We start from the raw sequence: 24627 nt of genomic DNA, 5'->3' as shown, positions 1-24627 counted from the left end.
GGGGCGGCCGTGCCGCCTGGCGGGTTCTCGGGACTAGCTGTCGATGTCAGGGAGGAACAGCTGCTGCCCGGTGGGCTCGGCCGCCGGTTCGCGAAGACCGAGCGGGTCCAGGGGGCGCTGGCGCCGCCGGGAGGTCCACCAGGATCCGACGGCATCGGCCTGGCGGCGGTAGGCGTCCACGCCGTAGGCGTGGCCGAGGCGTGCGATCTCCTCGTTCAAGATCACGGCGAAGCCCTCGATGGCGGTGACCTCGGCGGGCCTCAGCGGCCGGATGCTGCGATAGCCGGCCAGGAGGTCCGCGGCCCGTGACTGTCGGTAGTGGGCCCGGCCGTCGCGGTGCACGAAGAAGCCGGTGGCCAGGAGTTTGGCGAGATCGAAGACCGGAGGGGCGCACATGACTTTGTCGAAGTCGATGAAGCCGAACCCGCCGCCGCTGCTGCCGGCCACGACGTTGTCCCAGTGCATGTCTCCGTGGATGGGCTGGGGCCGCAGGGACGCCTGGCTCTGGGCCAGCTGGGGCAGGATGCGGTCCCGCCACAGGTGCCGGGCCACGTACCAGGGCGGCAGGTCCTGGTCGGAGGCGGGGATCGGTCCGCGCTCGAAGGACAGGCGGCGGTCGGTGAAGTCGCCGGCCCCGGGCCGTGTCAGGTCTGTGTGCAGCCGGGCGAGGTCCTGGCCCAGCCCGTAGGGGTCGCTGCGGTCCGCGCCGCCCTTGCCGATCCACGTGCACACGTGCACGGTCCGCGGTCCGTCCGCGGTCGTGATCGTGCCGACCGCCAAGGTTTGAGGGGTCTCGACGCTCGTGACCCCGTCGACCAGCGCGGCAATCCTCCGGATGAGCGCCTCCGGCTTGGGAGTCAGCCGCACGGCGACGTCCGGCAGCGTCGGCGACGGTGAGACGCCTCGCCATACCGCGGCCATCGTGCCGCCGGCCACCGGTTCGAAGCCGTAGCCCGACGGCTGCCACGTCTGCATCGCGCACGCCAGCGCGTCGCTCAGCAGCCGCTCGCTCTCCTCGGCCGACACAGCCGTCCATCCCTCCTACCGCCTACCGGGGCGTCTTGGCCGGGGCCTGCTGGCCGTGCCGAACGTGTCCGTACAGGGCCGGCCAGAAAGCCAGCCCTTCCATGGGCCAGGATGCCAGCACTCCGGCAACCCGCCGACCACGGCCCATGGCGCGCTGCTGCTGCGTCGTGGCCACCAGGCCGGGGATCACCGGATAGGCAGCCAATGCTGCCATCGCGGCAAGATCGGCCGCAGGGCTTCGCCTGCGAATCACCCGGTGCACTTCGGCCACAATCCCTGTGGCCACCGCCGCCGTACTCAGCCCCCACGCCACGGGAATGGCCAGGTGGCGGGCTTTGAGCAGGCTGACCTCGGTGGCCGGAAGCCGCAGCAGGTTCTGTTCACGGCACCATTCCACGGTGACGCCGAAGTTCAGAAGGCCCCGTAACCAGGCGGTCTGCTGCAGGACGAGGTCACGCCCCGTGCGGGGGACCTCGGCCACGTCGCGGTTGGCCAGCAGACCGATCGGCTCACGCGCGAGGCGGGCCACCCAGCCGAGCAGGAGCCCGTCGGCGTAGGCGTACCGCGGAAATCCGCCGATCATCTGGAGGAAGTCCGCGCGGATGAACTCTCCGTGCCCGAACGTCGAAAACGGTGAGGTCCGCGACCACAGCGAGTCGCCGCGGCGCCCTCGCTCGTTCCGGGCGACGTAGTGCGACAAAGTCCACCAGGTCTGGAGCACCGCGTTGCCCGCCGCCACTGCACCGGTGCCTTCGCGGTCCGGGACGACGTAGTCGACCAGCTGCTGGAAGACACGCACCCCGGGAGCGGCGCCGATCGCCGAGCGCAGTTCGTCGAACGTGTCCAGGTGCGGCCGGGAGTCGGCGTTGTAGACGCCGATCCACAGCTCGTTCGCCTCATCAGCGGACGCGAACCGATCCCGCGCCCACGCGACGGCCATGTCCAGCTGCGCGGCACGGTAGGGGCAGACCTCCTGGCAGTGCAGGAGCACCAGGTCCTCGTGGTCCTCGGCGCCGGCGGCGAGGACCTCCCGGAGCAGAGTGTGCGTACTCGCCCCACCTGATGCCGTTTCCTTGACGGTCGTCACCAGCACCACCGAGTCGACAGTCTTCGCCCGCAGGGCGTGCCGCCAGAACCGGACGGTGTCCTCGGCGAGCGCGGTCTCCTCGTACATCGGCACGACACACACCACCCGCGCGCCGCCCGAGAGAGCAGACCCCGTCCCGGAGCCCGCTGCGCGGCGGCCGGCACTGAGGCTACGGCGTACCTGACGCGACTCCAGCACCCTCCGCGTCACGAGGGAGGCCGCCAGCACGCTGGCCGCCAACGAGACTCGTGAGGAGCGCGCACGCGTATCCGATGCCATGAACAATCTCCTGACAGGTCAGCACTGCCACCACCCGGGCGGGCGAGTCAGTGATCCGGCGCCGCCGGTGGACGGCGTTGTGCCACATGAGATTCGTCGCGACCGCGGCGGCGACGGCCGCAGGCGAGTCCTCCCGGTACTGGCGGTGCCACCACAACAAGCCCCGTGCCCGCCCGCTGCGCCAGCAGCGCAGCATGTACTGTCGAAAGTCACTGGGGTGATCATGGTGAATGGCCATGCGCGGGCTGAGCACCGCTCGCTGCCGCAGTAGCAGGCGCCGGCCCAGCTCCACGTCGCTGTAGGCGGGCAGTAGAGCGTCGAAGCCCTCGCTGGCCAGGAGCGCCTCACGCCGGTAGGCGCAGTTCCCGCCGTTCACGTACGGGGCGCCGATCACGTCCGCGGCCGCGGAGCTGTCGGTGTACCAGGGGCCGAACGTTTCGTAGTAGTAGATGCCGTCCCGCAGCTGGCTGTACAGGTTCGACGGGTCGGTCCCGATCACGCGTCCGCCGAACGCCGCCTTCTCGGGGTGCTCGCTGCTCATGCGCAGCAGCTCACCCAGCCAAGTCGGCGCCGGCACGCAGTCGTCGTCGAGGAAGGCCAGCAACTGGCCCCGGCTGGCGGCGATCCCGGTGTTACGGGCACGGGCGATTCCCTGCCGCTCGGGGAGGACGATGACACGGAGGTCTGGACCGTGATCGGTGAGCCAGCTGTAGCGCGGGCAGCCGTCGAGGACGAGGACGATCTCGTACGCGCATGCCGCGGCCGCGAACTGCTCCCGCACGGCCTGTACCAGGCGTCGGCACCCGTGATCGCGGGCTGTCGCCACGATGACACTGATCACGATCTCCGGCGGTGGGGACTGGTGTGTGGTCATGACACCAGTCCCGTCGACTCCAGAGTGTCCCGCAGCGCCTTGGCCGTGCTGAAGAGGTGGCCGGTCATACCGAGACGAACTCCGGCTTCCACCCAGGAGGCAGTGTCGTCGGCGTACAGCGCCCGCTCCAGTGCGAACCCCGCTCGCTGCGCGGCCTCACGAAAGCAACGCGGATTTGGTTTGACCAGCCCCATCTCGGCCGAGCAAAAGACGCGGTCCGCCAGGTCCGAGAGTCCGTGAAATGCCAGGTCGTCGTGCAGCCGGGCAGTCGCGTTGGAGAGGAGCACGACACGGGCCCCAGCACCTCTGGATTTCTTCAGCAGTGCCACCACTTCCGCGTCCAGCTCGCCGTGGTAGGCGAGCCACTCGTCGATCGCGGACTCTCCCACCAGGCCGGTCATGGCCTGCTTCCAGTCCTCGTGGGTCATCTCGCCGGCCATGGCCTGGCGGCCAGGAGGAGACTTCAAGGCAGCGGCCAGGAGCGATCCGCTGTCTAGATCGTGCCGCGCTTCGATCTGCTGCGCGACGCCGGTATCGAACCTGATGATCACGCCGCCCACGTCGCAAACGACAGTGTCCAAGGCACTCGGTTTCACGGAGTCGAGCCCTCCCTTCGGCTGGGCTGCCGCCCAGCACGCTCGGGTCATCGGTACGGGGGAACGGCCATTGGCAGTCCGTGGCCTGCCCTGACTGGGCGGCCTGTCCCGACTGAGCTGCTTACTGCCGCAAGGAGACCTCAAGAAGCTGTGGCCTGGGTAGGGCGCGCGCTGTGGCGGATTGGGGAGGCTCCGTGGCCCGTTGTGGCGCGCTGTGGCGCGCCGCGCAACGGCCGACACGATCACTCACGTCTCGCGGGACCGCTCACGGTGTACGCCAGCCGGCCAGCTGGGGCTGTCGCGGGAGCGCGTCTGGATGAGCGCCGGTCCCGTCGGGGACCGGCGCCGGGATCAGCGTGTACCGGAGGTGGTTTCGCCGAGGAGGGCCTGCCGGAGATGAGGGTCGTCGAGCGAACCGACCCGCATGTGGCAGGGGAAGAACGAGCCTGCCGTGTGTGGCACCCCTACGACGCAGAGGCCCGCGGCCAGGGCCGCTGCAGCGCCCGTGGCAGAGTCTTCAAGTGCCCAGGTGTCAGCCGGATCCGAGGCGAGAGCGGCGCAAGCGGCCAGGTAGACATCCGGCTGTGGCTTGGGCGCGTCCACCATGTCACCTCCGACGATGACGACGCCCGAGAGGTCGAAGAACCTGCGCAGATGTGCCTCGACGACGTCGGTTGGCGCGTTGGACGCCACGGCAACGGGACGGGTGCCGGCCAACTCGGCAACCAGCTGAGTGGCCCCGGGCATGGGTGCGATGACCCTGTCGACGTGGCTGCGCATCAGATCGAGGGCCTCTTCGGCCAGAGCCGAAGAGGAGGCTGGGCGATGGAGCCGTTCAGCCAGGAATAGCCCGACCGCGGTGAGGTCAAGGCCCCTCAGACGGTCCCTGTCGGCTTCGTCGACCGCGGCACCATGCTGAGCAAAGATCGCATCGTAAGCGAGATCCCAGGCCACCTCGGTTGTGATCAGCAAACCGTCACAGTCGAAGACGACGGCGGCCCCAGGCCCTGGCCTAGTGCGCTGAGCGGCGTGATTTATCAACTATGTCCCTGCTTCCCATGCCATCAAACAGATGGAACACCGGACGAGATTGCGGCAGTATCCGCGAACAGTGGAATGCGAAAGGCGCGCTCTTCGGTCACCGACCCGGAGTGCTTTCCAGCGCGTTCCGCAAGCCGTGCACCAGTTCCAGGAATTCTGTGACACTCGTCCGGGCCGGATGTCGGCGGCGCAATTCGCGGCCCAGGTACTCGGCCCGACCGACGATGGCATGGACCAGACGCTCACCGCCGAGCGCTGACAGACCGGCCCGTACAGCCTCGTCCGGCTCTCCCAGAGCTGTCTGCGCCAGCGCGAGGTCGAGTTCGGCCACCGCCAGGCGGGTGGGCGCGACCGCGGGCGCCTCCAGAGAGCGGTAGTGGCTTATGGAGTCCAACGCTGCCGACTGCGCTTCACGGGGCCGATCCAGCCAGAGATATGACGAGGCATTGAAGGAGCCGATAAGGGCCCTATCGACTCTGAAGAGACCGCTCCAGCACGCTGTGAGGTTTGAGCAGAGAGCCTCGGCGCGCCGGGCCGCATCGGCGAAGCCCTCAGCGTTTCCCAAGCACGCCTGCGCACGGGCCACCTGCGCGATGAGGCGAATGGAGGCGTCACCCGAACGCGGTGCCACGGCCAGTCCGCGAGTCGCGGCGGTCAGCGCGTCCAGGGGCCGGTTGTCGTACAACGCGTCCGTGGCGAGAACGTCCTCGGCCCACGCGATCACTTCAGGAGCATCGGCCTGTTGTCCGTGCGCGGTTGCGTCCACCGCCCATGCTTCCACGGCCTGCTGGTGTCCCCCGTCGTGAGACAGCCAGGCGAGGACGACGGACAGCATTCCCGCACACCGGGCGATCTCACGTCCCTCCCGGAGGGTGTGCCGCCGATGATGCAGTAGGACGTGGGCGCGCTGGCGGTGTTCCATCGCCTCATCCCACAACTCCTCCGGCCTACGAGTCGGGTAGGCCAGGGCCAACGCGTCGATACCCGATTCAAGCTCGTCAATCTCCGAGGACGACAGGTCCGTGGAGACGACGCTTCGTGAGAAGGCTGTCGCCATATCGACGACTCCGAGGCGCTCGACTCCAGACTGCGGGCCGCATGAGAGCCCCAGGTCGGCCACAGTCACGGTGCAGCCGGACAGGCGCGAGAGTGTCTGTGCGAGATAGTCCGGCATCGGATGCTGCGGCGTCTGTCCGTCATTGACCCAGTGACCTATGCGTGACCGATCCGGTCGTAGGTCGGAACGCCCATTCAACTCAGCAGTCATCCATAATTCGCGTGCGAATGCGGCGTAGCTCAAACCGGTTTGGTGAATCCACCACCACAAGCGTTCATTTCGACGAACAGACGTCGAGCGCTCACTCATGAGCGTTCCAGGATCGCGCAGTTGGCCACAGCGAGTCCTCCCGAGAGGGTGAGACCTTGCCGAAATAGACAGCTATCTGAATCTGAACCGATTGCTCCGTGGACGTCCGCCACCACCGGTGAAGGGCGGCGGCCGCGGTGACGATGACGACCATGACCAACGCCTGGCACCATTGAGCTCCCGCCGGGCAGGATGAGGTGAGGGTGAGGAGCACTCACTCACGATCGTGTTCAACTCCACGAAGGAGAACAGTCGTTGGAGATCGAGCGCGGAGTGTTTGCCGCGGAGCTCACGCGTTGGCGCACGAATCGCGGGCTGTCCAAGAAGGCGTTGGCGGACCGGCTCAACGTCGACCGCTCGTACATCAGCCATCTCGAGGCGGGCCGCGAACACGGCAGTCCCGCCCTCGCCCGCCGGGCGGACACGGAACTTGACGCCGGCGGCGCCCTGTGGACGGCATGGCAGGGCAGCGACGCTTCCCCGTCGGCGGCCGAACAGAGCGAGTCGACAGCCAGCACAGGCCTGCTGGTCCTGGAGGACGACGCAGCCCTGGACTTCGACGGCAGCACTTTCCACCTGCGGATGCGCCGGTTGCTGCGCAACGACGGCACCGATCCCGTCAGCCGCTACCTCGTGCGTATCGCCGTGGACCGCTACCCCGAGGAACCAGAACGCTCCAACGCTCTGTATCGCAGCAACCCTTTGACCTGGGATGAACTCGGCCTTCAGGCTCACTGCAGCGACGAGCCGATGGAGTGGACCGTCAAACACGACCGCGACGCCGTCAAGGAACTCTGGTTGAAGTTCCAGAGCCCAACCCGCCGCTTCCCTCTCTATCCGGGCCAGGAAGCGGAGATCACCTACTCCTACAGTGTGAGCGCTGGCAAATGGGGCCCTTGGTTCCAACGAGCCGTCCGGTTGCCGACGCGTCGCCTCACCGTGGAACTCGCCTTTCCCTCCGCAGCCGAGCCGGCCGTCTGGGGGACCGAGACATCCCTGAGCGCGGACCTCGCACCACTGCGGACCCAGCCTCAAGCCACCACACGAGGAGATCGCACCGTCTTCACCTGGGCGACGATGGATCCACCCCTGCATGCCCGGTACCGCCTGGAGTGGCGCCTCAAGGCGGGACCCGACACGAAAGAGAACGCCTCTGTGAGCACTCTCTCCGCGAGCCAGGCCATGGCGAACGCCGGCATCATCCAGGACGGCGCTCCCGTCCTCGTCACCCCAGCGCGCCCGTTCGACCTGCCAGCCGAAGCAGACGAGGCCGGGCGCATCGTCGGTGAACTCCTCGGCGCCATCGACCGGGTCCGGAAACTGCACACGTTCGGCAAGGGAATGGGAATCGCCGCCCCCCAACTCGGCATCGATCGTTCCGCCGCAGTGGTCATCCCTCCGGATCCGGCCGCCGACCCGGTCGTGCTGATCAACGCCACGATCGAGGAGTCCTCCGCCGACCAGGACGAGCAGTTCGAGGGCTGCCTCAGTTTCTTTGACGTCCGAGGCCGCGTTCCCCGTGCCCTGAGCATCGTTGTCGCGCACGACGACCTCGACGGCAGCACCCGGTTGTCCCGCTTCACCCACGGCATGGCCCGCCTCGTCGCCCACGAACTCGACCACCTCGGCGGCGTCCTCTACCGGGAGCGCATGCGTCCCGGCGTCCTGCCGATCCCGGTCGAGGAATATCGAGACACCGGCCGGCAGTGGCAGTACGGCTGAGGCGAGACCAGCTGCTGGATGCCGGTCCTCTGCGCAAGTCGCCGCTGCGTCACCGATGTCGGCATGGCCGCCTCGTCTGGTCCCGGTCATCGCGGCATCTGCCCGTCCCCGCACGCCGTATGGGCCGTGGCTTTTCTGCTGGCGAGGTAGGCGAGCGCAGAGGTGAGGACCTGCTGGTGGGTGAGCATGCTCGTGTCGATGATGTGACCGCTGGCGTGGAGCCCGCTCACGGCTGCGCAGCAGCCGCTGTCCAGGTGACGCAGCCGGTCCGCGCGTCTTGCGGCGGCATCGATCGAGCCCTCGCCGGGCGTGCGGGCGGAGATGATGCGCTCTTTGAGTACCGTGGGGTCGGCGTGCAACACGAGGTGGTGTACGTCCGCCGACTCGCTCAGGACTGTCAGCAGCGCGGCCAGCAGGTCCTGGTCGACGACGGTCATCGGCACGATGACCGGGCCGCCGACGTAGGCGTGCAGACCGGCGAGAAAGACCACCACGGTCGCGTCCCACGGCGGGCAGCGTTGGTGGTCCTGCCACGCGCAGGGGTGGCCTCGCAGCGTCTCCCGGATGGCGCGGCTGATGGGCTCGAGATCGGCAACAACCGCGCCGGGAAGCTCGCCGGCGAGAGCGGTGGCGAGCGTTGTCTTCCCCACGCCGTACGCACCACTGATCCACACGATCATCTGTGTTGCCCTTCGCCTCAGGCGTTCTGCGGATCGGCTCGAACGGAAGCCATGTGGAGGTTGGTTGGCCCGGTGTCGGACGCGGCCCGGTCGACGCCGTAGAGGCGGATCACGTTGATGCTGAGGTCAGCGTTGGCGACGGTGCCGAGCGCGTCACCGCCGCGCGCGATGCGGCGCACCGCATCGACCTGCCAGCCGGTCGGTAGATTCGCGAGCCGTCCGCTGGTGGTCGCTCCCTGCCTTTCGTCTTCCTTGCGGTCCCACTCGGCGGTCCAGTCGTCTTCGGCGGGCGGCGGGCCCAGTCCCTCGGAGCTGTGGCGGCCGGCCCAGGCCACGGCTTCGTCGAGCGGCATCCGGGCCTGGTAGCGGTTTTCACGCTGGCCGCCCAACACCACAGTGCGCCATTCCGGGGGAAGGCGATCGAGAGTGCCGAGGAGGGCTGCGGCGGTGTCCCCGTCGGGTAGTCGCTGCGGCGAGGAGGGCTCCCACAGCCGTGTCATCTGTGCGACGTCGACCGTGAGTTCGCTCGCCGTGCTTGCGACGGACGAGCGTGTCGCGCGAAGGGAGTCGGCGCGGGCGAGGAGCCGGTACATCGCGGCCTGGTCGCAGGCCGGCAGCCTGGTCCAGACATGGCGGGCGCGCAATTCGTCCCAGGTGAGGAGGGTGGCATCGTGGGCAGCCGTTTGGACAGCCAGCTTGTCGTGCTGGTCGGCCTCGGCCAGCACGCCCAGCGCGGCGTCGATGCGCGCGACCCGCGCAGGGTCCTCCACCAAGGCGTCATCGCGGGCGAACGAGCAGGGGCCCAGATGGGCACCGAACAGGGAACACGGTCGCCCCTGCTCCTTGCTGCGCTTGCCGCAGTCGTACAGGGCGAGGCAGACGACTTCATCCGGTGTGGTCCAGGTGGCCCACACCGCCCCGCCCTCGGGGCGCGCGAGCGGGCGGATGCGGCCCGCGTGCTGCTCTGGGCCGTGCTCCGTCAACTCGCAGAGGACGGAGCCTCGTGGCATCCCTGGAATGTCAGGACGGGCGGCAAGTGCGTGGGCGCGTAAGTCCGTGGTGACGGCGATGCGTGCACCGCAGGTACGCGGGAGTAGTGCTGATGACACGAGGTGGCCCTCTCGTTCAGGGTGCGGTGGCACACGAAAGTCGGATCGGTCGCAACGCGGCAGCGGCGGAAGGGAGCGTGGCGGCGCCCGGCGAGCTGGCCGTCGGGCGAACGTGGGAGCGGCGCGAAGGAAGGTCTCCAGCGCAACGTCGCCGGAGCGGCGATGGGATCGCCAAGGCGACGGGGTGCCGACCAGGTCAGGGGATGCCCCATCGTGATGGGGAAGAAGTCAGCGTGGCGTTGCTGACGCTCTCGGGAGCAGCCCCACACCTGTGGGGAGAGGGCGTAGATCAGGACGGCCAGGATGCGGCGTTCGGGTACAGCCCCACCGGAGTGAGGAGGCCTCTTCGCTGTACGGACGAACGCGCGCAGACTTGAGTTCAGCCCAACCTCCACAGGGGTGAGGGGAGAGCCGGTCGGTCCGGGCTCGATGGTGTCCCGCCGAGTGGTGTAGTCACTGGTCGAGCTGATTCGGTTTCTGCTGTGGCGGAAACTGGTGATCGTCCGCGGTCGGCTGCGTCGTGAGGAGTTCGGCCATGGAGGCTTCGGAGAGATAGCGGCGGTCGAAGACCTGCCATTCGTCGTGGAGTTCGGCCAGGACCGCGGCGGCGAGCCGGTCGAGGGCTGCGGGGTTGGGGAAGACCTGGACGACGTCAGCCCGCCGTTTGATCTCCCGGTTCAGCCGTTCCAGCGGGTTGGTGGACCAGATCTTCTTCCAGTGCGTGGGCGGGAAGTCGGCGAAGGCGGTGATGTCGACCGCGGCGTCCAGCAGCATCCTCTTGACCTGGGGGAACTGCCGTCCGAGCATGTCGGCCACCACGTTCAGCTGGGTGCGGACGGCCTCGCCGGTGGTCTGCGCGAAGACGGTGCGGATGGTCGCGGCGACCATCTCTCCTGAACCCTTTTCGATCACGCCGAAGACGTCCCGGACGAAGTGGACCCGGCACCTTTGCCAGGCGGAGCCGAGGAAGACGGTGCGGATCGCGGCCACCAGGCCGCTGTGGCTGTCGGAGATGACCAGCTGGACGTTCTCCAGGCCGCGGGCCCGTAAGGAACGCAGGAACTTCGTCCAGAACGGCTTCGACTCGCTGTCGCCGACCATCAGCCCGAGGATCTCGCGGTGACCGGTCACGGAGATACCGGTGCCGATGACCACGGCCTGGGACACGATCCGGTGGTTCACCCGGGCCTTGCAGTAGGTCGCGTCGAGGAAGACGTAAGGAAAGACGGTGTGGTCCAGCGGCCGTTCCTTGAACGCAACCAGTTCTTCGTCCAGTTCGCCGCAGATCCGTGACACCTGCGACTTCGAAATGCCGCTGTCCGCCCCGAGTGCTTTGACCAGGTCGTCGACCGAGCGGGTCGAGACGCCGTGCACGTATGCCTCCATCACCACGGCGAACAGGGCCCGATCGATGCGCCGGCGCCGCTCGAGCAGCGAAGGGAAGAACGACCCGGTCCGCACTTTGGGGATCTTCAGGTCCAGGTCGCCGGCCTGCGTGGTCAGTAGCCGGTCACGGTGACCGTTGCGCCAGGTCGTGCGCTCGCTTGAGTGCTCGCCCGGGGCGGCACCGATGGTCTCGGTCGCCTCGGCCTCGATGAGTTCCTGCAGGATGCGCTCGCACAGCATCCTGATCGTCTCAACTCCGTCGGCCGTACGTAGTGACTGAAGCAGTCGCATCAGGTCAGACTGGGACAAGGCCATCGTGCACTCCTCCGGTTGAACTGCCCGTTCACCAGGGAGACTTGCGCGATGGCCTGCCCTTGTTCAGGGAGCAGGCAGCAGCAGCGGGTGCACGCCCCGGGCAGACACCCGCGCATTCACGAACCTTGACCAGCTACACCACTCAGCGGGACACCATCCCGGGCTCGGCACCGTGTCCGGGTCATGGTGTTACCAGGCCTCGTCGGTGAGTGGCTTGGTGAGCAGCAGACCGCAGCCGTAGGCCTTCGCGGGGCCGAGCCCCTCGGCGAGCGCTCGGTGGAAGGCGTCAGGGCTCTGCACCGTTCCCCGCGCCCGGAACGTCCTGGAGATCACGGTGATGGCGTGGTTGCCGCCCTTGATGCCGGTGATCCGTTCCCGTTCACCGACCTGGATGTGGTGGGGGGCGACGTCGACGCCTTCGGCGGCAAGGCGGCGGCGCAGCCAGGATCCGCATTCGGCGACGGTGGACAGGGAGAGGCGGCGCCGGGTGGTGGTGTCGCGGTACGAGGGGTTGGCGATGACCCGGAGGTCCACCTCTTGGCCCAGCCCGTACTCGTACTCGACGGGGAATGTGCTCGCCTGGCTCAGGCGGCCGCTGTCGAGCAGCGGCTGCCAGTCCGGCCGGTCGGGGGACTGGACGACGACGGCCTTGGGCGGGCCGGCGACCCGGCGCTGCTCGGCGTCCGGGTGGGCCGGGCCGCGGTCCGCGGCGTACAGGACGAGGGGCGGCCGCTCGGCGGGGACCGCCGTACTCAGTGCGGGGTCGCGGAAGCCGGCGAGGACGAGTTGGTGGAGCCGGTGGACGTCGAGGCACTCGTTCTGTTCGGCGGCTGGCAGGGCGAGAGCGGATCGCCAGCCGTTGTAACCGGACACGACGGCCATCGGGGCGACGGACGGGCTGGTCACGCGGCGCCTCCCGGGGGCTGTGGGGTGGCAGGGCGGACGCGGCGCAGTTCCAGGTGCAGCAGCCGGTGGTCGCGTTCCTGGAAGGTCGTGGGGACTTGTTCGGGGCTGGCGATGGTCCCCGGGCCGGGCGGTGTCTCGGTCCACACCTGGGGGTGGGGGTCGGAGGCCTCGGCGAGCAGGGCGATCTGTTCGGGCCAGGTTTCCGGGGGGAGGTGGGTGGTGCTGTGGTAGATCGGGTGGGCGGGCGGGCAGGAGCGCCGGCCGAGGTAGAGCGGCCGGGCGGGCCGGGTCAGGGCAGCGGCGATCTCCTCGGCGAGGTCCTTGTCGGGAGTGCTGAGGCCGGCGAGGAAGGCTGCGTCGGCGACGTACTGCTTGATGATCAGGACGGTCGTGCGGCCGGTGGCGGTTTCGTTGGCCTGCAGGGTGCCGGCGGGGTCCGGCTCGAGGTTGCGGGGAGCGCCGTATGCCGAGGGGATCCGGGTGGCGGGGGCGGGATGGCCGCCTCCGGCGGTCTGGTGGTCCACGGCGGTGCGGCCGGGGCGGTCGGCGCGGACGGCGAACTGCAGCGTGGCGAGGGCGCTGAGGTCGTCGTCGAGCTGGTAGCCGAGGGCGTTGGCGACGATGCCGATCACGCCGGATTTGGTCGGGCGGACGGTGGTGGCGCGTTCTTCCCACTGGGAGGTCGTGCCCCACGACTGCATGGGGGCGGACAGGCGCAGCAGCACGGTGTGCATGTCAGTGTCCCTCCACGGTGAGGACGTCGGGCAGGGGCGGGGCGTCGGCTCCGGTGGGCGAGAGCCAGCGCGCGGTGCCGCCGTTGAGGTGTGCGGCGCTGGTGAGGTAGGCGGTGAGCCGTTCGGCGGCTTCTTCGCCGGCCGGCGGGTCGATGGCCGTCTCGTAGGCGGCGGCTGCGGTCAGTGCGATGTCGCTGGTCGCGGCGATGGACAGGGTGGGCAGGGCCGCAGATCCGGTGCGGCTGCTGCGGGCGTTGGGCAGGGTGTAGGTGATCGCCGTGGTGAACAGGTGCTCGGCACGCTGCGCGGCTTCCTCCACCTCGTCGTGGCTGGCGCCGGAGGCGGCGAGGTTCTCGCGCAGCTGGCGGCGGTTGAGGCAGGCCCAGCGGTAGAGGGTGCCGGAGGACAGGTGCTGAGCTCCGAGCATGCCGACGCTGCCGATGATGCCGCCGGTGTTCCAGTCGTCGAGGGCGGTGAATTCGTCGGTGAGCAGGACGTGCGGGTCGACGGACAGGGCGTGGGCGACGGAGACCGCGGAGCGGATCCTGCCGCCGGGTATCTCGGCGAGGAAGCGCCCGAAGAGAGCGATCTCCAGGGCCAGGCCGGGGGCGAAGGCCTTGCGGGCAGCCGCGACCATGACGTCGGGCAGGGAGTCGGTGAGGTCGGTTGCCGGGGTGTCCTCCGGCGGGGGCTTCTTCCGGCCGCGGGCCCGGGGGCCGTTGCGCATGGCGGTGGCGATGCGCGTCTCCATCTCCTTGCGCGCAACGCTGGTGTCGTCCCAGTACGTCAGCATCACCTCGGCCAGCCGCGTGGGGGCGGCGGCGGGGACATAGGTCATGGCCCGGGTCTTGTCGGGCTCGGCCGGATCGACGCTGATGCCGGTCGCGAGCACGACCAGGAGGGCGGCGGGCACGGCGTCCGCGGGGTCGATGCCCCGTTCCTGGAGGCTGAGCGCGGTCTGGTAGGGCAGGAGGCGAGAGCTCACGCCTTGCTCGTCCACCATGCTCTGGGCGCGGATCCAGGTCCGGGCGGGCCTGATCAGGGCCTGGGAGGAGACCCGCAGCCGTTCGGTGCCGCCGAACAGCAGCGTCTTGGGCAGCCCGTCCATGTCCCGGTTGAGGCAGACCCCGGCCACGGTCGTCAGGCTGTGCACGACGACGAAGTCGCCAGCAGCAGCGGTGGTGTCGATCGTCCGGTACGGGGCGGCGGAGGGCGCCAACACAGGGGTGGTCATGCGGTGATCGGGTCCTTGTCCTGGTCGTTCACGGTCGGGGTGGTGGCGCCGGATGGGGGTGCGGTGCGCCGGGTGGGGGCGGTGAAGAACAGCTGGGACCAGCGCTCGCGTACCTCGCGGTCCCAGCCGGCGAGGTCGTCGAAGAGGCTGCTCCAGCGCGGGGCCATCTGCCGGCTGGCCGCGTAGCGGATCAGCCGGCCGAGGTGGGGGCGCAGGGCGTCGACGGAGGTGGTGCGGACCATGACTTGGAGGGTGGCGCGGGTGGCGGGGTGGGCGGGGCCGAAGCGCCCGCCGGAACCGAAGGCCCGCATGAGCCGGGGGAGGTCTGCCCTGCCGTAGAGCGGGGCACGCCGGTTGGTGCGGTGATGGACGGCCATCAGCGCGGCGGTCTGGAGAGCGGCCTGGTGGTGCTCGGGGGCGAGCGGCCGGGTGACCAGGGCGATCGCCGGGTTGTCCGGCTGAGGGTTTCTGGCCCAGCGCTCCAGATCGGAGACCACGGAGCGCATGTGCGAGCTGGCCAGCCACCGGCCCATCTGCACCGCCAGGGCCTGCCCGGGAGAGTCGGCGTACGCGGGATTTTGTCCAGGGCTGTCGTCGGCACCGGGCGAGGGCAGCGAGGGCGGACGGGATACCTCGGTGAACAGGTCGTCGTCTTCGGCGCCCGTCCCGGTCAGGGCCGCGGCGGCCAGTGCCGCGGTGCGCATACCGTCACGGACGGGGTCGCCACTGGGCGCGGACGTGGCCTGTTGGAACAGCAGCTGGTCCCGCTGGGGGCCGGGCAGGTTCAAGAAATCCTCCTGGAGCAGGGCGGAGGACCCGAACGCGGGCGGCAGGACCGTCCCGGTGGCCGGGTCGTCGCGGCGGCTGGGTGTCACGCGGGCTGCCCGCCGCCGGAAGGACATGACGGCCAAGGCAGCGTCCGGGCTACGCGGATCGGCCAAAGCCGAGCCCGGAATGTGGATCAGCTGCTGGTGAAGGATCTTCCGGTTGCTCGTGGCCAGGCCCCATGGCCACCACGTCGGGCGCCCGGCCGGTCGCGGTGATCGCCGTGCGCGCGGCATGGGCCCAACTGCCCGGCGGGGCCGTGCTCCACAACGCCAGCAGCGGGGCGACGTCGTCGTCGGAGGCGATCCCTTCCGCGGACAGCTGTTTGCCCTGCTCGGTGCCGACGACGTCGCGGCTGCCGTGGCGGACACCATCGCCCGGGCGACCATGCCGTCGGCGTCGGGCAGCAGCAGCATGCGCCGGGTCATCCAGTTCAGGCCGTCGCACTCGCTCTCGGGCAAGAACTCGGCGGTGCCCGCAACGCGCGGCGTGTAGGTCCACTGCCCGCGGCCGGGGCCGCCGGACACGGGCATGAGCCGCCAGGCAAGCATCTCGGCGACGCTCCCGGCTGGCTGCCACATCACGCCGCCGGAAGCAGCGGTCGGCCGGCCGAAGTTGCAGCCCGGGCCGAACACGGCAGTCTTGGCGGAGATCCGCCCGCCCACCGCCCACGTCTGCTGGACCAGCAGCAGCTCCGCGGCCCGGCGCCCGTCGACGGGAACGGAGGTGTGCAGGTGGCGGTGGTCGGACAGCAGCGGGCGCCCGCTCGCCGCGGTCAGGTCGAGATACAGCACCGGCACGGTCGCCTCGGGAAGACCCGCGAGGCCGTGGAGGGCGGCGTCCTGGAACAGCGGCCGGTCGGGCGCGAACAGGTCCAAGTCCGCCGCGTGGTCGTGCACCCACGCCACGGCCGCGGACAGGTCGATGCCGGCGTTGATGTTGTCCCAGTAGGCGGTGTCGTCGGTGGGCGCGCAGCCCGCGCTGTAGGCGACGGCTGTCAGCAGGCGGGCGGTGGCCCCCCACAGCAGGGGGTCGGGGGCCCCGAGCCGCAGGCGGCCGGCGTTCTCCAACACCTCGGCCAGGGAACACAACAGGGTGCGGCCCGTGTCGTCGAGGGCGGTGATCCAGGGGCGCTGGGCGAGGCTGAAGCTCGGACGCCCGCTCATGCCGGCACCTCCGCGGTCGTGCCGGCGTGCGCGTCGAGCTGGTCGGCGAGTTCGGTGAGCGCTCTGGCGTCCGCGCTCGTGCGGGCCAGGGCCTGGGTGTTGGCCGCGGATCGCAGCATCCGCGCCAGCCAGGCCTCCTCGGTCGTTCCGGGGACGTAGACGTAGACCGCCAGGGCGTGCTGTCCGTCGCGCGAGGCGCGTCCTTCGGCCTGCAGGGTGCGCTTGCCGCCGGTGAGGACGTCCGCGACCACCGTGGCCCGGGGCGCGGTGGTGGCGTGGGTGCCTTCGCCGTCGAGATTGCGCTCGCCGGCGTGCAGGTTGATTCCTTCCAGCGCGTTGAAGACCACGACCTTGCACCGGCCCAGCTGGAAGGCCTGCCGCTTGCGCTCCCGAAGGCCGACGTCTTCACCGGTGATGTCCACGACCCGGTGGGGCAGTTCGCGGGATTTGAGCTCCCATGAGATGTGCTCGACCAGCGCGTGCACCGTCTCCAGGAACCAGGTGGGGACGCAGACCTGGTAGCCCTCCGCGACGAGGTCCGCGACGACCGCGGCGACATGAGCCGTCTTGAGGAAGGAGGCCCGTTGCACTCGGCGCAGCGCGGCCTGCCGCCCGTCGCCGTGCAGCGCGGTCTCATCGTCGGTGGCGAGACCGACCTCCTGGCGGAACTCGTGCCACGCCTGCGCGTACTTGCGGCGGTCGTCCGCCGACAGCTCCACCGGGCGCAGCTCGCGGGCCTGGTCCGGCAGCCCGAGTTCCTGGGGGGAGGAACTCGCCCCGACGGCACTGTCGTAGAGCAGTTCCTTGACCCGCTCCACATCGTGGGCGTTGTCGACGTGGTGCCACCGGCCGCCGGTATCGGTAATCAGCTCGAACCCGCACTCGCGCAGCCAGTCGAGATAGGCACTGCGGTCGACATCGCCCGGCTCCTCGGCGCCGGTGACGTGCGCGATCAGGTCGGCGACGTAGCGCGTCTCGTGCGGAGCGGTGAAGGGAGTCGCCGACAGCCGCAGCCACCAGGGACGCTCTCCGTCCGCCCGGTCCATGATCCGGGCGTGCAGGCGCGAGCGGATCGACATCGGGTCCGCGAGAATGTGGGACTCGTCCGTGATCACCGCCCCGAAGTCGACCCGGCACCGCCCCGACTGCGCCGCGATCGCTGCGGCCTCGTCCACGGGAAGCGTCGCCAGCGGATGCCACGGGTGCTCGAACAGCCTCCACATCTGCTCGGGGTTGATCACCACCCAGCGTTGCGCGCCGGTGCCGAAGAAGTCGATCGCGGCCCTCCAGGCCGGCACCACGCTGAGCTTGGTCACCACGAGCACCAGCTGCACCGGCAGGCCGGACACCGTGGTGATGGCCATCGGCGTCTTGCCGGACCCGGTCGGATCGGCCAGCAGAAAGCCCGGAGCCCCCAAGGAGTACGCGGCCCGCATCTTCTCCACCCGGGGCCGCTGGTAGTCCCGCAGCTCCGGCTGTTTCCGCTCCCGCGCCGACGCCGGTGGTACGCCGTTGAGGACGTCCTGGACCAGCCGCTCCCACGAGTGGCGGGGAGCGGCGAAGTCGGCGAGTGCGGGCGGAAGCCGCCGCCCGCGGTAGACCGGCAGGCCCCACCTGGCGTGCCGGGCGACGCCCGGGTACGGCGGACACCCCGTGGTCAGCACGTGGTACGGCTGGTCCCGGCCTGTGGCGCCGGGCGGACGGCCGGGTTGGGCCGGAAGCGGCTGCGGGCCCTCCACCAGGGCGGGCGACGATATCTCCAACGAACTGAACTCTCCGTAGTTTCACCGCGTGGCGGGCGGTCGATAACTGAGCCGACTGTGTGGTCTGCGCTCTGTTGGGATGTGGTTGGGGCGTGGCGGCCCGGTCGGGTGCTCAGGCGGCTCGGCTCAGGGCCTGCTGCACCCGGCGGGCGTCGCGGCGGCTCACCCGCTCGTAGAGCTGGATGGCCTCCCGGTAACTGGCGCGCGCTTCGTCCCGCTTGGAAGCAGCGTGGAGGGTGTGGCCGAGCAGCTCGCGGCTGCGGGCGCGCCAGCGGGTGACGTCGAGTTGGTCGAACTCGGCGACGGCGTCCCGGCCCTGCGCTTCGCCTGCTGTGAGGTCGCCCGCCTCGGCGTAGGCGCGGGCGAGCCAGGCGAGTGCCCGGCCGGCATCGAGCGGATCCCGGGTGTCGAGATCTCGGCCGGCGTCGAGGGGATCGCGAACGTCGAGCAGGGTGCTGCGGGCTGAGGCGAGCGTCTCGATGGCCTCAGCCGGGCGGCAGGCCTTGAGGAGGACCTGCCCCAGGCAGACGTCGGTGATCGCCACACTGCGCTGGAAGGTGATGCGGTCCCGTTTCTCCTGGCTGGTGCGGCTGAGGGCTACCCGCAGCGCCCTCGCCTCGAGGAGGAGGGACTCGGCCTCTCCCAGCCGGTCGGTCTCCAGGGCAACGGAGCCGAGTTCGTGCAGCGCCTGCGCCTCAGCGCGCTGGTCCTGGTCGGCACGGGCGAGCGAGAGGACCTCGGTGAACGCCTGTGCGGCCTGATCGAAACGCCCGGCGCCGCGCAGCCCCACCGCCGAGGTGCCCAGCAGTTCCCGCTCGGCAACCCGGTCTCCGCAGCGGCGGGCGGCCTGAAGCCCGAGTGAGTGGGATTCGAACCACAGGGGATAGTCGTGCGTGGCCCTCAGCAACGGCCATAGGGCATGCGCCAGTTGATACAGCGAGGTGTCGAGCTGCCCAGCGTGGGCCGCGCGGATCGCCGCAAACAGGTTGTCCCGTTGCGCAACCAGCCATGCCAGGGCCGTCCCCTCCTCGCCGTCGAAGGCGAGCGGCTCCACGAGCGGATGGGCGTAGTCGCGGGCGACGATGCGGTGCGTGGGCGTAACGATGGCCTCGGCCGCGGTGGTGTTGGCGAGAAAGAAGTCCAGGGCTCGGCGCAGGACCTCGTCGAGTTCGCCGCCGGCGGCCTCGGCCTGGGCTTGGCTTCGCGCGTGGACGCGGGCCGCGTCGTGGAACCGGTAGACGGCTCCGCGCACCGGGTGCTCGCGGCCGGGAACAGACTCGAGGAGGTGAGCGGCCCGCAAGACCCGGAGCTGCTCTGCGGCGTCCGCATGGGTGAGGCCGCAGACGGCAGCGGTCAGCGCCGCGTCCACGTCCAGAACGAACAGGCTGCCCAGACGGCGGTACACCATGGCGGCCGGGGTATCGCCCGGCAACGCCGCATACGCGTGATCGAGGGCCGCGGACACGGCCGCCTCCTGACGGTTGAGTGAAGGACGGGAGCGACGCAGCAGGTTGTGGTTGCCGCTGAGCGTCGTCGTCATCGCGGCGAGGGAGCGGCCGGGATGTGCTGCCAGCTCGGTGACCGCCAGTGCCAGTGCCATCGGCAGCCCGGCGCACAGGTTGGCGATCTCCCGGGCAGCCGCAGGTTCCCGGCCGATCCGGTCCTCGCCCAGGCAGAAGGTCAGGTACTCCAGGGCAGCGGCCGGATCGAGAGGGCCGAGGCGGTGGAGGACCGCGCCGTCACCGGCGAGGCTCGCCAGGTGCTCCCGGCTCGTGGCCACGATGATGTGGCCGCTCCCGCCGGGCAGGAGCGCGCGGAGATGGTCGGCGTCCACGACGTTGTCGAGCAGGATGCCCATCGGCCGCTCGGCTGTGACCGAACGCCACCACGTCGCTGTCTCCTCGACGGCCGCGGGCCGCGCGTCCGGACGCAGTGCGCGCAGGAAGCGGCCGAGGATCTCCGCGGGCCGGGCCAGGGATTCGGGCGCATAGCCGCGAAGATCCGCATACAGCTGTCCGCCGGGAAACCGATCGCTGAGCTCGTGCAGCAGCCGCGTCGCCAGCGCGCTCTTGCCGATGCCGCTCGGCCCGCTGATCACAGCGATCCCGATGGAACCGACGGGCATCCGGTCCAGGCGGGCCGTCAGCCGCTGCACGTCGTCGATCCGGTCGGTGAACGCGGCGGGCACCGGCAGCAGCTGGCGGGGGACGGGCAGCGTGGCGCGTGCTGCGTGGACGTGGACTCCGCCGTGGATGAGGCCGGCCTGGACGGTGGGCCCCACCAGGGTGCCGCCTGAGATGATGTTGGCGGTGCCCGGCTGGATCAGGCCTGCGGCCGGGGCCGGACAGGCGCTCTCACCAGATGCGGGCTGTGCCGCGGTCACAGGCCGGCCGCCAGAGCGCGGACCCGCTCGGCGTCGGCCGGGCGCATCCCCTCATACAGCCGCTCGGCCTGCTGGTAGTACTCGCGTGCCTGGACGGCATCGCCCGTGCCGCGGTGCGCGTCACCGAGCCATTCCAGCGCGCGGGCTTGCCAGCGGGTGCTGCCGGCGTCGGCGAGCGCGGCAAGACCCGACATCATCTCGCGGATGCCGGTCTCAGCGTCGCCGGTCAGAACCCGGGCGTGGCCCAGGAGGGTGAGTGCGCGGGCGGCGTCGTACGGATCGTTGACCTCCAGCAGGTCGGCGCGCGCCTCGGCGAACACCTCCAGCGCGCGGCCGGGGGCCTCGGCGAGGTCGATCTCGCCCAGGATGATGTTCGCCAGGGCGACCCCGCGCGGGTAGCCGCAGGAACGCCACAGCGCGATGGCCCGGGTCAGAAACGGACGGGCCTGCTCCGGCATCCCGGCGTCGCTGTGGCACGAGCCCAGGCCAAGGAGCGCTTGGCCCTCGTCCCGGAGATCGCCCGCATCGCGGGCCGCGTCACACGCCTCGCCGTACCAGCGGATGGCGTCCACCACCCGCCCCGCCGCATTCAGGCCGATCGCCCCGGAGAGAAGCATCTGCCGTACCGCCGCCGCGTTGCCCGCGCGGCGCGCGGCAGCGAGTCCGATCTCGTGGGCGGCCGCCCACAGCTCGTAGGGGTGCCGTCGAAGGAACAGCGGCCAGAAAGTGTCGACCAGCGGCCACACCAGGTCGTCCCAGCCGGCGGCCTCCGCCGCGCGCAGCACTTCCAGGAGGTGCCCCTCGTGCGACTCCAGCCAAGCCAGAGCCTCACCGTCGCCGTGGAAGGGGGCCTGATCGGGCGGCAGTTCGGTCACCGTCGACTGCCAGAGGGTTGCCTGAGCCGGGGTGAGGCGGAGCTGGGCCTGCGTGGAGATCGCCAGCATCCACTCGCAGAGACGGCGCAGTCCAAGGACGCGTTCCTCTTCCGGGTCGTGCTGGAGCGCCAGCTGCCGGGCGTGGTCGCGGGCGGAGGGGATCAGCCGGTACCGGGCGCGGCCGCCGCGCTCGGCCAGCGGCTCCAGGAGCTGCTCTTCGGCGAGGATTTCCAGCCCCCGCACCGCCCGCGCCGGCGGCAGCTCGCAGACCGCCGCTGTCAGGTCCGGGTCGACGTCGCCGGTCGGGAGCAGGCCCAACCAGCGGTAGATACGCTGCGCCTCCTCCTCCAGCTCCTGGTAGGCGCCGTCGAGTGCCGTGTTGGTGATCATGCGGGCGGGGTCCTCACGGTAGGTGTCGGCGGGAAGGCCGCGGTGAGCCAGGCCATCGGTGATGGCGGCGACGGAGTGCTGGGGGCGCGAAGCCAGGCGGGCGCCGACCAGGACCAGCGGGAGCGGAAGGCGAAAGCACCGGTCGGCCAGGCGGGCGGCGTCGAGGGGTGCGGCCTCGATCCGGTCCTGTCCCGCGAGGGAGGCGAGGAGCTGGATGGCTGCCTGCTGGGCGAGGGGCCGCAGCGGGTGGCAAACGGCGCCGTCAACGGCCAGGTCCGCCAGGGCGCTCCGGCTGGTCACCACGGTCGAACTGTCTTCTGCGGCCGGCAGAAGCGGGCGGACCTGTCCGGCGTCGGTCGCACCGTCGATGAGGACCGCGACCGACCGGCTAGCCGTGACCGACCGCCACAGACCGGTCAGCTCCCCGAGTTGGGCGGGAGGACGGTCGATGCCGAAGGCTCGCAGCCATCGCCGCAGGACCGCTTCGGGGCGGATGGACTGCTCCGGGCCGGACAGGTCGACGTACAACTGACCGCCGTCGTAGGCACTGTCCAAGAGCCATCGCACGGCCAGCGCGCTCTTTCCGACTCCGCCGATACCGCTGATGACATGGAGACGAGCGCCAGCATCCCGCGCGTCGTCCAGGGCGCGCCGGTCCGCTTCCCGATCCGTGAAGTGCCGCGCACATGGCGGGAGCTGCCGGGGAATCGGCAAGGGCACGGCCGACACGTGGTGGTGGACGCCTCCGTAGATGCGGCCGGCCTGCACCGTGAACCCCGTCAGGCGGGCCTGGCCGCCGATCTGGTTCCCGCTCATGCCGCGTTGCTCGCTTCGCGGTCCCCGGCTGGCACCGGTGCCCAGGGCTCGGACACCCTGGCGTCTTGGTCGGCGCGGAAGCCGGCGGACGGCAGGCTGTAGCGAGCCTGCTCGCAGGCGACGGCCGCCATCACCCAGGGGAGCGCGGGCAGCAGCGTCAGCACGAGACAGCAGGCATCAAGGGCGACGCTCACAGCAGACCTCCGCCGAGCGATGCGGCCCCACACAGGAGGTCGTGCCCGGTAGTGCTCTGGGCCGGGATACCTCGCGAGGCAGCGGAGTAACGGCTCAGCGTCCAGGCGGCGTTGATGAGTCCCGTGTGGGAGAAGGCCTGCGGGAAGTTACCGGTCTGCCGCTGGAGGTGGGGATCCCACTCCTCGGCCAGCAGGCCGACGTCGTTGCGCAGGCGCAGGAGTCGCCCGAACAGGAGGTGCGCCTCCTCGAGGCGGCCGATCGTCGCCAGGGCCTCGACGAGCCAGAAAGTACAGAGGAGGAAGGCACCCTCGTCGCCCGGCAGGCCGTCCACACCGGGACGCGCCCCCGCAGTGGTGTAGCGCAGCAGGAATCCGTCCCTGGTCGACAGCTCACGCTGGATCGCCTCGACCGTCCCGATGACCCGTTTGTCGTCCGGTGGCAGGAAGCCGACCTGCGGGATCATCAGAAGGGCGGCGTCCAGGTCGGTGGAGTCGTAGGACTGGGTGAACGTGTTGCGTCCGCGGTCGAAGCCCCTCGCGCACACGTCCTGGTGGATCGCCGTGCGCAGCTTCCTCCACCGGGCGAGCGGGCCGTGCGCGTGGCCGGCCTCAACGAGGCGGATAGCGCGGTCGACTGCGGTCCAGGCCATCACCTTCGAGTGGACGAAATGACGGCGCGGGCCGCGGACTTCCCAGATCCCTTCATCGGGCTGGTCCCACTGGGTCTCCAGCACCGTGACGAGGGTGATCAGTAGCTGAGTGCTGTCGGGATCGCTGTCCAGGCCCCACCGGCCGGCGAGGTACAGGGCATCGGCCACCTCGCCGTAGACATCGAGCTGGAGCTGCTTCGCCGCAGCGTTGCCGACCCGCACGGGCACCGAGTTCTCGTAGCCCGGGAGCCAGCCGAGTTCGGCCTCTGGCAGGTCACGTTCGCCGGCGAGGCCGTACATGATCTGAAGGTTCTCCGGGTCCCCGGCAACGGTGCGCAGCAGCCAGGCGCGCCAGGCGCGGGCCTCGTCGCGGAAGCCGGTGCGTACGAGCGAGGACATGCCCAGCGCGGAGTCCCGCAGCCACACATACCGGTAGTCCCAGTTGCGGACGCCGCCGATCTCCTCCGGCAGAGAGGTGGTCGGGGCCGCGACCATGGCGCCGGTCGACGTGAACGTCAGGGCCTTGAGCGTGATCAGCGAGCGGACCACCGCGTCGCGGTAGGGCCCGTCGTAGGAACAGTGCTCGATCCACGCGAGCCAGAAGTCCTCCGTCGCTTCCAGCGAGGCCTCGGGAACCGGCACCGCAGGCGGTTCCTGATGCGAGGGCTGCCACGAGATGGTGAACGCCATCCGGTCACCCGGCGTCACCAAGAAGTCGGCATACGTCGTCTGGGACTTGTTGTAGGTTTCCGCCTCCGTGTCGAACCACACCGAGTCCGGGCCGGCCACGGCCACCGTGCGCTCCTCGTGGGTGTGCACCGTCGGCACGACCCGGCCGTACGCGAAACGCGCTCGCATTGCCGAGCGCATCGGGACGCGGCCCGAGATGCCCTCCACGATGCGGATCAGCTGGGGGGCGCCGTCACCTGGGGGCATGAAGTCGATGACCCGGACTGTGCCGTGCGCGGTGTCCCATTCGGTCTCAAGGATCAGGGAGTCGCCGCGGTAGCGGCGCCGGGTAGCAGGCGGCGGGGCGTCGTCGGCGTGGGCGGGGCCGATGCGCCAGAAGCCGTGCTCCTCGGTGCCGAGCAGGCCGGCGAAGACCGCGGGCGAATCGAAGCGGGGAAGGCACAGCCAGTCCACCGATCCGTCCAGGCCGACCAGCGCGGTGCTCTTCATGTCCCCGATGAGCGCGAAGTCCTCGATGCGG

At 70.3% G+C, this 24627-nt stretch carries 19 protein-coding genes; 1 reads left to right on the top strand and 18 read right to left on the bottom strand.

From position 1 onward, the window contains the following. Positions 1-33: 33 nt before the first annotated feature. The 6 genes from AQJ46_RS41885 to AQJ46_RS41860 all read right to left on the bottom strand — a co-directional run bounded on the left by AQJ46_RS41885 (position 34) and on the right by AQJ46_RS41860 (position 6077). Entirely contained in the window at positions 34-1026 is a 993-nt protein-coding gene (locus AQJ46_RS41885) for a phosphotransferase enzyme family protein (protein WP_059210588.1), read from the bottom strand. Positions 1027-1048: 22 nt separating this feature from the next. Then, positions 1049-2206 carry a hypothetical protein gene (locus AQJ46_RS41880; RefSeq protein WP_159064124.1) on the bottom strand — a complete coding sequence of 386 codons (1158 nt, stop codon included), beginning with the start codon at positions 2204-2206 and terminating at the stop codon, positions 1049-1051. A 76-nt stretch (positions 2207-2282) separates the two neighbouring features. Continuing rightward, positions 2283-3266 (bottom strand): glycosyltransferase family 2 protein, encoded by a 984-nt coding sequence (locus tag AQJ46_RS41875; protein WP_059210586.1) that lies wholly within the window; start codon positions 3264-3266, stop codon positions 2283-2285. Then, positions 3263-3913 carry an HAD-IA family hydrolase gene (locus AQJ46_RS41870; protein ID WP_079072662.1) on the bottom strand — a complete coding sequence of 217 codons (651 nt, stop codon included), beginning with the start codon at positions 3911-3913 and terminating at the stop codon, positions 3263-3265. Before AQJ46_RS41870 ends, AQJ46_RS41875 begins: the two co-directional genes overlap by 4 nt. Positions 3914-4213: 300 nt before the next feature. Further along, positions 4214-4903, bottom strand: coding sequence for an HAD family hydrolase (locus AQJ46_RS41865; protein ID WP_079072661.1), 690 nt, complete (start codon positions 4901-4903; stop codon positions 4214-4216). A gap of 97 nt (positions 4904-5000) precedes the next feature. Then, a complete protein-coding gene (locus AQJ46_RS41860; RefSeq protein WP_059210583.1) occupies positions 5001-6077 on the bottom strand; it encodes a hypothetical protein in 1077 nt (358 codons plus the stop codon). 447 nt (positions 6078-6524) lie between these two features. Between AQJ46_RS41860 and AQJ46_RS41855 the strand changes: the two genes are divergently transcribed. After that, positions 6525-7991: a peptide deformylase gene (locus AQJ46_RS41855; protein WP_059210582.1), complete on the top strand. Its 1467-nt coding sequence runs from the start codon at positions 6525-6527 to the stop codon at positions 7989-7991. An 86-nt stretch (positions 7992-8077) separates the two neighbouring features. Here the strand turns inward: AQJ46_RS41855 and AQJ46_RS41850 are convergent, their stop codons facing one another. The 12 genes from AQJ46_RS41850 to AQJ46_RS41795 form a co-directional block, all read right to left on the bottom strand. Continuing rightward, positions 8078-8671, bottom strand: a complete 594-nt coding sequence (locus AQJ46_RS41850) for an AAA family ATPase (protein ID WP_059210581.1) — start codon at positions 8669-8671, stop codon at positions 8078-8080. Between the two features lie 17 nt (positions 8672-8688). After that, complete coding sequence (locus tag AQJ46_RS41845) at positions 8689-9654, bottom strand: hypothetical protein (protein WP_079072660.1); 966 nt, start codon at positions 9652-9654, stop codon at positions 8689-8691. Positions 9655-10233: 579 nt separating this feature from the next. Further along, complete coding sequence (locus tag AQJ46_RS41840) at positions 10234-11481, bottom strand: IS256 family transposase (RefSeq protein WP_059210580.1); 1248 nt, start codon at positions 11479-11481, stop codon at positions 10234-10236. A 189-nt stretch (positions 11482-11670) separates the two neighbouring features. Continuing rightward, positions 11671-12387 (bottom strand): type I-E CRISPR-associated protein Cas6/Cse3/CasE, encoded by a 717-nt coding sequence (locus tag AQJ46_RS41835; protein ID WP_059210579.1) that lies wholly within the window; start codon positions 12385-12387, stop codon positions 11671-11673. After that, the gene (cas5e, locus tag AQJ46_RS41830; protein ID WP_059210578.1) at positions 12384-13121 is read right to left on the bottom strand and encodes a type I-E CRISPR-associated protein Cas5/CasD; all 738 of its coding nucleotides are present in this window, start codon (positions 13119-13121) and stop codon (positions 12384-12386) included. Before cas5e ends, AQJ46_RS41835 begins: the two co-directional genes overlap by 4 nt. Position 13122: 1 nt before the next feature. Then, entirely contained in the window at positions 13123-14355 is a 1233-nt protein-coding gene (locus AQJ46_RS41825) for a type I-E CRISPR-associated protein Cas7/Cse4/CasC (protein ID WP_059210577.1), read from the bottom strand. After that, positions 14352-16346: a type I-E CRISPR-associated protein Cse1/CasA gene (locus AQJ46_RS41820; RefSeq protein WP_059210576.1), complete on the bottom strand. Its 1995-nt coding sequence runs from the start codon at positions 16344-16346 to the stop codon at positions 14352-14354. The genes AQJ46_RS41825 and AQJ46_RS41820 overlap by 4 nt, the downstream gene beginning before the upstream one ends. Continuing rightward, positions 16343-18109, bottom strand: a complete 1767-nt coding sequence (locus AQJ46_RS41815; RefSeq protein WP_208617075.1) for a DEAD/DEAH box helicase family protein — start codon at positions 18107-18109, stop codon at positions 16343-16345. The genes AQJ46_RS41820 and AQJ46_RS41815 overlap by 4 nt, the downstream gene beginning before the upstream one ends. Positions 18110-18221: 112 nt before the next feature. Beyond that, on the bottom strand, positions 18222-20492 hold the full coding sequence (locus tag AQJ46_RS41810; protein WP_059210574.1) for an AAA family ATPase: 2271 nt from the start codon (positions 20490-20492) through the stop codon (positions 18222-18224). Further along, positions 20489-22573, bottom strand: coding sequence for a hypothetical protein (locus AQJ46_RS41805; protein WP_059210573.1), 2085 nt, complete (start codon positions 22571-22573; stop codon positions 20489-20491). Before AQJ46_RS41805 ends, AQJ46_RS41810 begins: the two co-directional genes overlap by 4 nt. Continuing rightward, positions 22570-22767 (bottom strand): hypothetical protein, encoded by a 198-nt coding sequence (locus AQJ46_RS41800; protein WP_059210572.1) that lies wholly within the window; start codon positions 22765-22767, stop codon positions 22570-22572. The genes AQJ46_RS41805 and AQJ46_RS41800 overlap by 4 nt, the downstream gene beginning before the upstream one ends. Next, a complete protein-coding gene (locus AQJ46_RS41795) occupies positions 22764-24596 on the bottom strand; it encodes a glycoside hydrolase family 15 protein (protein ID WP_079072676.1) in 1833 nt (610 codons plus the stop codon). Before AQJ46_RS41795 ends, AQJ46_RS41800 begins: the two co-directional genes overlap by 4 nt. Between the last annotated feature and the right edge of the window lie 31 nt (positions 24597-24627).

Source organism: Streptomyces canus, from assembly GCF_001514145.1.
Taxonomy (GTDB): Bacteria; Actinomycetota; Actinomycetes; order Streptomycetales; family Streptomycetaceae; genus Streptomyces; species Streptomyces canus.
The sequence above is the reverse complement of the archived record's forward strand: the minus strand, read 5'-3'. Positions and strand labels throughout refer to the sequence as shown.